Below are 7,946 nucleotides of genomic sequence, written 5' to 3' on the forward strand. Positions count from 1 at the left end.
CGCGCTGCCGCCGATGCGGCACGACCCGGTGGCGGCCGACTCCGAACGCACCGACGCCGTGGTGCACGTGTTCGATCACGCCCGAGGTGTTCTACGTCGCCGCCGACGGGCACTCGCAGCAGGTCACCCACCGTTCCGACGGTTCGGTCACGGTCCGCATCGAGGGCGCGATCGCCGAGGCCTTCACCGCGCTCGGGCTCATCGGCGGCTGAGGCGTATCACAGGCGGGCTGGTGGGCTCCTGGTCGGTGGAGGTAGTCACATGAGTCCGAGGTCAGCCAGGGCGGCGAGCCTGAACCGCTGGGTGGTGACGATGGCGTGTGCGCCACGTCGTGTCGCAGCGATGGGCCAGCAACCGCGCGCGGTCGCGCCGGTGTCCGGCCACGCGCGATCGGCGCGGCCTCAGCGGCGCTCGTTGCCGCGCCGGTAGTTCCCGGTCGCGCGGGCCAGCAGGTGCTGGGTCTGTGCCTCGTCGGCGCTCGCGAGCTTCGCGGCGAGTCTGTCGGCGTCGCGCCCGCCGACCACCACGACCTCACGGCCGCCCCGGCTCACCCGCACCTGCCCGCTCTTGGTCACCTGGTAGTCGAACGGGTCGTCCGCGAGACCCGGCGGCAGCTCACTCATGGCGGCCGAGGAACGTGAGAGAGGAGACGACGGCGGAGCGCACCCCGGTCTCGAGGGTCGGGTGCATCGTGGGACCGAAGAACGGCGAGTGGTTGCTGGGGAGCTCCAGCAAGCGGTTCTCCGCCTGCAGCGCGTCGTATGCCGCCTCGTCCCATCCGCCCACGAACCAGTAGGCGTACGGCACGTCCCACGCGCGGGGCAGCCACGAGAAGTCCTCGCTGCCGGTGACCTTCTCACCGAAGGTGACCGGCTGGCCCGCATCCTCGAGGGCTGCGCGAACCTGCTCGGCGATCTCGGGGTCGTTGTCGGTCAAGGGGACCTGGTCGTAAGAGCTGATCTCCGGCTCGCGCGGGCAGCCGGCCGCGGCAGCCTGCCCGACTGCGATCCGGCGGATCGCCGCGATGATGCGGTCGTGGACCGCGTCGTCATAGGAGCGGATGTTGACGTGCAGCTCGGCGCTCGCGGGGATGATGTTCGCCTTCGTGCCGGCCTGCAGCATGCCCACGGTGACCACGCCGAACTCCGCACCCGAGAGCGTGCGGGAGACCACGGTCTGCAGGTTCATCACGAGGCTGGCGGCCACCACGATCGGGTCGATCGTGTAGTGCGGCATCGAGCCGTGACCGCCCTTGCCGTGCACCACGATCCGCAGGTTCTCCGACCGCGACATCGTGGGTCCGGGGCGCACGTGCACGCTGCCGGCGCGTTCAGGTCCCACATGCTGCCCGAGCACCACGTCGGGGCGTGGCACGCGGTCGACGAGACCGTCCTCGACCATGGCGATCGCGCCGTCGCCGGTCTCCTCGGCGGGCTGGAACAGCGCGACGAAGGTGCCGGACCAGTGCTCCCGCCCCGCGGCCAGGAGCTCGGCGGCCGCGAGCAGCCACGTCATGTGGAAGTCGTGCCCGCACGCGTGCATCGTGGGGTGCTCGATCCCGTGGCGGTCCAGTCCGGTGTCGGTGGAGGCGTACGGGAGCCCGGTGTCCTCGGCGACGGGCAGCCCGTCCATGTCGGCGCGGAACATCACGACAGGTCCAGCGGGGCCGTCCGGTGGGTTGTTCTCAAGGATGCCGACCACGCCCGTGCCGCCGAGCTGCTCGGTGACCTCGTAGCCGAGGTCGCGCAGCTTGGCGGCGCAGATCGCAGCGCTGCGGGTCTCACCGTGCGAGAGCTCAGGGTGCGCGTGGAAGTCGGTGTAGGTGGCCTCGAGCCAGTCGAGCGCGGGGAGTCCGGCCAGGACGGCGGCCACGGCGTCCGACGGCGGTGCTGTTGTCATGCTCCGACGGTAGGCCACCTGGTCAGGACGGGCGAGGGATTCTCGCACCCTCTATGCCGAGGTCTGCAGATCGAGGTGCCCGACCACGAGCCCGTTTGAGCGGCGCAGACACGCGGGGCCGGCACGGACTACGCTCCTGCGGACGAGTTGTTTCAACCCTCAGGAGAATTGCGATGGCCGCGCGCCCGACCCACACCGACGTCGTCGTGCCTTCAGGGGTGCGAGGACCGCGGTTCAAGGAACCCGAGGGCTCCAGCACCGCTGAGCGGCTCGACCTGGCTGGCGACTGGCGGTTCCGCCTCTTCGACGAGGCGATCACGGGCGCCGACCCCGCCGATCGCGGGGCGGACTGGGACACGCTCGCGGTCCCGGGCCACTGGCAGCTCGCCGGCGCTCCCGACGCCTGGCCCTACGGCAAGCCTGCGTACACGAACGTGCTGTTCCCGATCCCGGTCGACCCGCCGCGGGTGCCGCGCGAGAACCCCACCGGCGAGTACCGCCGCACCGTCGACGTGCCGCGGGCCTGGCTCGATTCGGGCCGCGTGGTGCTGCGCTTCGAGGGCGTGGACTCCTGGTTCGAGGTGAGCGTCAACGGCACGCCGGTGGCGACCTCGCACGGGTCCCGCCTGCCCACCGAGATCGACGTCACCGAGCACGTGCAGGCCGGCGAGAACCTGCTGGCCGCACGGGTGACGCAGTGGTCGGCCTTCACGTACGTGGAGGACCAGGACCAGTGGTGGCTCTCGGGCATCTTCCGCGACGTCGCGCTGCTGCACCGCCCCGCCGGCGGGATCGAGCACGTCAGCATCACCGCCGAGTACGACCATCTCACCGGGCAGGGTTCGTTCTGTGCCGAGGTCGAGACATCCGACGGCGCAGCACCGGTCATCCGCATTCCCGACCTTGGTCTCGAGGTCACCTCGGGCGAGGAGGTGAGCACCGCCGTCGAGCCATGGAGCGCAGAGGTGCCGCGCCTCTACGAGGCGACGGTGAGCACCGATGCCGAGACGGTGACGCTGCGGGTCGGGTTCCGCACGATCGCGACCGACGGCGGCGTGTTCACGGTCAACGGTGCGCCGGTCAAGCTGTACGGCGTCAACCGGCACGAGTTCGAGCCCACCCGCGGGCGTGCGGTCACGCGCGAGACGATGCTCGCCGACGTGCTGCTCGCCAAGACCCACCACGTCAACGCGGTCCGGACCAGCCACTACCCGCCGCACCCGCACTTCCTCGACCTGTGCGACGAGCACGGCCTGTATGTCATCGACGAGAACGACCTCGAGACGCACGGGTTCGAGCCGAACGGCTGGCGCGACAACCCCACCGACTCCCCGGCGTGGCGGGACGTGCTCGTGGACCGGGTGCAGCGGATGGTGCGCCGCGACGCCCACCACCCGAGCGTCATCATGTGGTCGCTGGGCAACGAAGCCGGAACGGGCTCGAACATCGGCGAGATGGCGGCCGCGATCCGCGAGCTCGACGACAGCAGGCCGCTGCACTACGAGGGCGACTGGACCTGCGAGCACACCGACGTCTACTCCCGCATGTATGCCTCCACGGAGGAGACGCTGCAGATCGGTCGCGGCGAGGACCGAGCACTCCAACGCAACCAGGGCGACGACACCATCGACGCGGAGATCGACGCCCGCCGCCGCAACCTCCCTTTCATCCAGTGCGAGTACGTGCACGCGATGGGCAACGGCCCGGGTGGCTTCACCGACTACGACGACCTGTTCGAGGTGTACCCGCGGCTGGCCGGCGGCTTCGTGTGGGAGTGGATCGACCACGGCATCCTCACGCGTGACGCCGATGGTGTGGAGTACTTCGGCTACGGCGGCGACTTCGGCGAGGAGCTGCACGACGGCACCTTCATCGCCGACGGCCTGCTGCTGCCCGACCGCACGCCCTCGCCGGGCATGCTCGAGATGGCGGCGGTCTACGCGCCGGTGCGAGTTGAAGGGTTGCCGGGAATCGCGGAGACGTTGGAGATCCGCAACCGGTACGCGTTCCGCAGCACCGACCACGTGAGCCTGGAGTGGACGCTCGTCGCCGACGGCGAGGTGATCGGCTCCGGCTCGCTCGATGACGCGGTGGGCGTGCTCGAGCCGGGCGAGTCCGCGATCGTCACCCTCGAGGCCGCGGGCATCGAGGTACCCGAGGTCGACCCGAGCGCCGACCTGTGGTGGATCGTGCGCGCACGCAACCTCGAGACCGGCGCGCACGCACCCGCCGAGCTCGGCGCCGGCCAGGTCCAGATCCAGGCGCGTGCCCCGCTGGCTCCCGTCTCGGGACCGATCGAGAGCACCGAAGGCGGATACGCCGTCGGGCCTGCGAGGTTCGACGGCGCAGGTCGGCTGGTCTCGCTCGGCGAGACCGCAGTGCTCACCTCGAGAGCTGACGCGTGGCGCGCGCCGACCGACAACGACGGCGCACGCAACGGGCCGGGCCGCGAGGACGCCCTGCTCTGGGAGCGGGCCGGGCTGGGCCGCCTGCACGAGCGGCTCGACGCGGCCGTGGTCGAGGACGGTGCGCTGGTGGTCAGCGGCCGGCTCGCGGGTGCCGCTAGCGAGTGCGGGATCGCGGTGCGGTATGCGTGGCGATCCGACGTGAACGAACCGACCGTCGTCGACCTCACGCTCGACCTGGTTCCCGAGGGGCGCTGGGCCGGGCCGCTGCCGCGGCTGGGCTGGCTGCTCGCGCTCCAGCAGCCCGATGCCGGTGGCGTGGCGGTCGACTGGGTCGGGCAGGGGCCGGGTGAGTCGTACGCCGACTCCACCAAGGCCGCGCTTCACGGCCGGTACGCCCACACGGTCGACGAGCTGCAGACCCGGTACACGCACCCGCAGGAGAATGGTGCGCGGCGCGGTGTCTCGCGGGCGTCGCTGGGACTCGCGGCAGGGGCGCTGGAGGTGCGCGCCGGCGAGGTGACGCTCGGCGCCGACGACCTCGACGGCCTCGAGCTGACCGCGCGGCCGTGGTCCGACCAGGCGCTCGCCGCCGCGGCCCACCCGCACGAGCTCGAGGCCGACGGTGCGCTGTGGCTGCACCTCGACGTCGCCCAGCACGGCGTGGGATCGGCTGCGTGCGGACCGGGCGTGCTGCCCTTCGCGACGCTCACGCCCGCCCCGGCTAGCTTGCAGGTGCGGTTGCGCCTGGGCTGACCGCGCGGATCCGGCGTCCACCAGGTGGGAACCCCCTGCGGGTGGACGCCGGCGCGTGGGTAGCGTGAACCGTGTGGGCGGGGTGAGCGTGGGCGGTCGGTTGCCGGCGGAGGAGCTCGCGGCGCGAGCCGAGCGGTTCGTGGTGGTGGGGCATCGCGGCGCGATGGCGCATCGGCCGGAGAACAGCCTCGCTTCGTACGCGCTGGCTGAGGAGGCGCGCGTCGACCAGATCGAGCTCGACATCCGCAGCACCGCCGATGGTGCCGTGATCGTGCTGCACGACGCCACGCTCGACCGCGTGGCCGGTGATGAGCGCGGCCGTGGGCTGCCGCCCGTCGGTGAGCTCACGTTGGCGCAGCTGCAGGAGATCCCGCTCGACTCCGGTCGCAGCGTGCTGACCTTCGCCGAGGCGTGCGAGGCGACCACCGTGCAGCTGCAGGTCGAGATCAAGGACCCGACCTGCCTGCCGGCCGTGGCGGACTATCTGCGGGCGAATCCCGGGCACGCCGAGCGGATGGTGTTCACCAGCTTCCAGCGGCCCGCACTCTCCCAGGCGCGTGAGCTGCTGCCGCAGATCTCGCGGGGGCTGATCGTGTCGCGGCACGACGCCGCGGAGCCGATCCTGCCGGTCCTGGACGACCTCGATGCGAGCGCGTACTACAGCGGGTGGGACGGGCTCGACCAGCAGGTGGTGCGCGAGATCAAGGACAGCGGCCGCGAGCTGCACGCCTGGCCGATCCGCTCACGCGAGGACGTCGAGCGCGCGCTCGAGTGGGGGCTGGACGGCGGCACGGCTGATGACCCAGCGCAGCTGCGCGCCTGGTTGTCGGAGATCGCGAACCCTGGGTGAGCCGCAGGCTGCTCCACATCCGTCAGTCGACCAGCCCGGACTGGTAGGCGAACACCACCAGCTGGGCCCGGTCGCGCGCGCCGAGCTTGATCATCGCGCGGCTCACATGGGTGCGCGCGGTCGCGGGGCTGAGCACCAGCTCCTCGGCGATCTCGTCGTTGGACATGCCGCGGCCCACGAGCCCGACCACCTCGCGCTCGCGGGCGGTGAGATCGCCGAGCTGCGGGTGCGGCTTGAGCACGCGGGAGCGCGCCTGCAGCAGCTCGCGCACCACGCGGCGCGTCACGGACGGGGAGAGCAGCGCCTGCCCCTCGTGCACGAGCCGGATCGCGTCGAGGATGTCGTCGGGTCCTGCGTCCTTGAGGAGGAAGCCGCTCGCGCCGTATCGCAGCGCATCGAGCACGTAGGCGTCGGTCTCGAAGGTCGTCAGCACGATGACGCGGGTGTGCGACAGCTCGGACACGGCACCGATCCGGCGCGTCGCCTCCAAGCCGTCGACGCCCGGCATCCTGATGTCCATCAGCACCACGTCCGGGCGGTGGCGGCGGGCCAACGCCACGGCGTCGAGCCCGTCGGCCGCCTCGCCCACCAGGTCGAGGTCGTCCTCGTCCTCGATCAGCGCGCGCAGTCCGCGCCGCACGATGTCCTGGTCGTCAGCGACGAGCACCGAGATCATGTGGTCTCCTCGGTCGGGAAAGTGGCTCTCACCACGAACCGTGGCGGGCCGGGGTCGATCTGGAGTGTTCCGCCCGCCGCCGCCACGCGGTCCCGCATCCCGGGGATCCCCAGACCGCCGCCGTGGGATCCGCGCTCGCCGACGCCGTTGCTCACCTCGAGCACCACGGCGTCCGGACCGGAGGTGATCACCACGTCGACGGCGGTGGTTCCGTCGCCGTGCCGCAGCGCGTTGGTCAGGGCTTCTTGCGCGACGCGGTAGGCGGCCAGGTCCTGCACAGGCGGCAGTCCGGTCGGGTCGCCCACGTCGCGGACGAGTATCCGCAGCCCGGTGCGTTCGAGTCGGTCGGCGAGCACCGGGACGTCGGCCAGCCCAGGGTTGGGCTGCCGAGGTGCCTCCGCTGCGCCGTCGCCGGGGATCCGGGCGAGCACCGCGCGCAGCTCGTCCAGCGCAGCCGCGCTGCTGGTGCTGATCGCCTCGAGTGATTCACGCACGCGGCGTCGGCCGTGGTCGTCGTCACGGTCGACCGAGCGCAGTGCGACCTTCGCCTGCATGTTGATCGCGGCCAGGCCGTGGCCCACGACGTCGTGCACGTCGCGCGACAGGCTCAGCCTCTCGCTGTCGAGGTGCTGACGCAGAACCTCCTGCCGTGCGCGCGTGCGCGACTCGCGCAGCGTCCGCACAGCGACACCGATCGTGAACGCGACCACGAACCATGCGACCGCGAGACCGGAGACGGACTCGAGTCCGGACGAGGCCGGCGCGAGGAGGTGGCTGATCAGCACGAGTCCGGCGAGCGCGGCGGCTACCGCCGATATGCGTAGCGGCCGGTGCGCGGCCATGGAGTACACCGCGACCAGGACGATCAGCATCTGCGGCCCGTACGGGTAGTCGATCCAGAGATAGGCCGTGATCGCCGCGACCACGACGCCCAGTGCTGCCACCGGTGATCGGCGCCGCCACAACAACGCCACACCGGCCACCACGATCAGGGCAATACCCCAGACGTCGAGCATGCGGTCCGTGCCGTCTATCCACCCCGGGGTGTCGTCGGCCCAGCGCCCGCCGCCGCTCCAGCGGCCGCCGAAACGCTGCATCATGTGGGTCGCGAACGGGAGCAGCACACTTGCCAGCACGGCCGGCACCACGTCCCGGGGCTTCCAGCGCTGATCCACGCCTCCATCTTGGGCGCTGATGAGCCGGGCGGCCATCGGTTCGTAGGCGGCTCTCGCCCTACGTCGCTCGACGTAGTCGCGTTGTCGCACCGGGGCGGATGACCGCCGCGGCCGCCGCCGCGACCGTGGAGGCATGGTCACAGAAGCCCGCACAGGGTCACACCAGCTCGCTCGTTCACGTGTGT

General features: G+C 71.5%; 7 protein-coding genes. 3 read left to right on the forward strand and 4 right to left on the reverse strand.

Translation table 11 applies throughout. The annotated features are described in order from the left end of the window. On the forward strand, positions 1 to 212 hold a 212-nt coding region (locus tag ACOJSN_RS23240; protein WP_420114859.1), incomplete at its 5' end, for a hypothetical protein. Between the two features lie 189 nt (positions 213 to 401). Here the strand turns inward: ACOJSN_RS23240 and ACOJSN_RS23245 are convergent. Next, on the reverse strand, positions 402 to 623 hold the full coding sequence (locus tag ACOJSN_RS23245; protein WP_420114860.1) for a hypothetical protein: 222 nt from the start codon (positions 621 to 623) through the stop codon (positions 402 to 404). Then, entirely contained in the window at positions 616 to 1,899 is a 1,284-nt protein-coding gene (locus ACOJSN_RS23250) for an amidohydrolase (protein ID WP_420114861.1), read from the reverse strand. The genes ACOJSN_RS23245 and ACOJSN_RS23250 overlap by 8 nt, the downstream gene beginning before the upstream one ends. Before the next feature lie 173 nt (positions 1,900 to 2,072). Between ACOJSN_RS23250 and ACOJSN_RS23255 the strand changes: the two genes are divergently transcribed. Both ACOJSN_RS23255 and ACOJSN_RS23260 read left to right on the forward strand, forming a co-directional pair. Further along, positions 2,073 to 5,060, forward strand: a complete 2,988-nt coding sequence (locus ACOJSN_RS23255) for a glycoside hydrolase family 2 TIM barrel-domain containing protein (RefSeq protein ID WP_420114862.1) — start codon at positions 2,073 to 2,075, stop codon at positions 5,058 to 5,060. Positions 5,061 to 5,133: 73 nt separating this feature from the next. Beyond that, positions 5,134 to 5,910, forward strand: coding sequence for a glycerophosphodiester phosphodiesterase (locus ACOJSN_RS23260; protein ID WP_420114863.1), 777 nt, complete (start codon positions 5,134 to 5,136; stop codon positions 5,908 to 5,910). A gap of 22 nt (positions 5,911 to 5,932) precedes the next feature. Here ACOJSN_RS23260 and ACOJSN_RS23265 read toward each other — a convergent pair whose 3' ends face one another. Together ACOJSN_RS23265 and ACOJSN_RS23270 are read right to left on the reverse strand one after the other, a co-directional pair. Beyond that, the gene (locus tag ACOJSN_RS23265; protein WP_420114864.1) at positions 5,933 to 6,586 is read right to left on the reverse strand and encodes a response regulator; all 654 of its coding nucleotides are present in this window, start codon (positions 6,584 to 6,586) and stop codon (positions 5,933 to 5,935) included. Then, positions 6,583 to 7,761: a sensor histidine kinase gene (locus tag ACOJSN_RS23270; RefSeq protein WP_420114865.1), complete on the reverse strand. Its 1,179-nt coding sequence runs from the start codon at positions 7,759 to 7,761 to the stop codon at positions 6,583 to 6,585. The genes ACOJSN_RS23265 and ACOJSN_RS23270 overlap by 4 nt, the downstream gene beginning before the upstream one ends. Positions 7,762 to 7,946 lie beyond the last annotated feature (185 nt).

Origin of the sequence: Pseudactinotalea sp. (assembly GCF_048594945.1) — a bacterium.
Lineage (GTDB): Bacteria > Actinomycetota > Actinomycetes > Actinomycetales > Beutenbergiaceae > Pseudactinotalea.

Excerpts from the sequence above, each read along its gene's own strand:
- ACOJSN_RS23245 (WP_420114860.1), bottom strand. The coding sequence starts at position 623 with ATGAGTGAGCTGCCGCCGGGTCTCGCGGACGACCCGTTCGACTACCAG.
- ACOJSN_RS23250 (WP_420114861.1), bottom strand. The coding sequence starts at position 1,899 with ATGACAACAGCACCGCCGTCGGACGCCGTGGCCGCCGTCCTGGCCGGA.
- ACOJSN_RS23255 (WP_420114862.1), top strand. The coding sequence starts at position 2,073 with ATGGCCGCGCGCCCGACCCACACCGACGTCGTCGTGCCTTCAGGGGTG.
- ACOJSN_RS23265 (WP_420114864.1), bottom strand. The coding sequence starts at position 6,586 with ATGATCTCGGTGCTCGTCGCTGACGACCAGGACATCGTGCGGCGCGGA.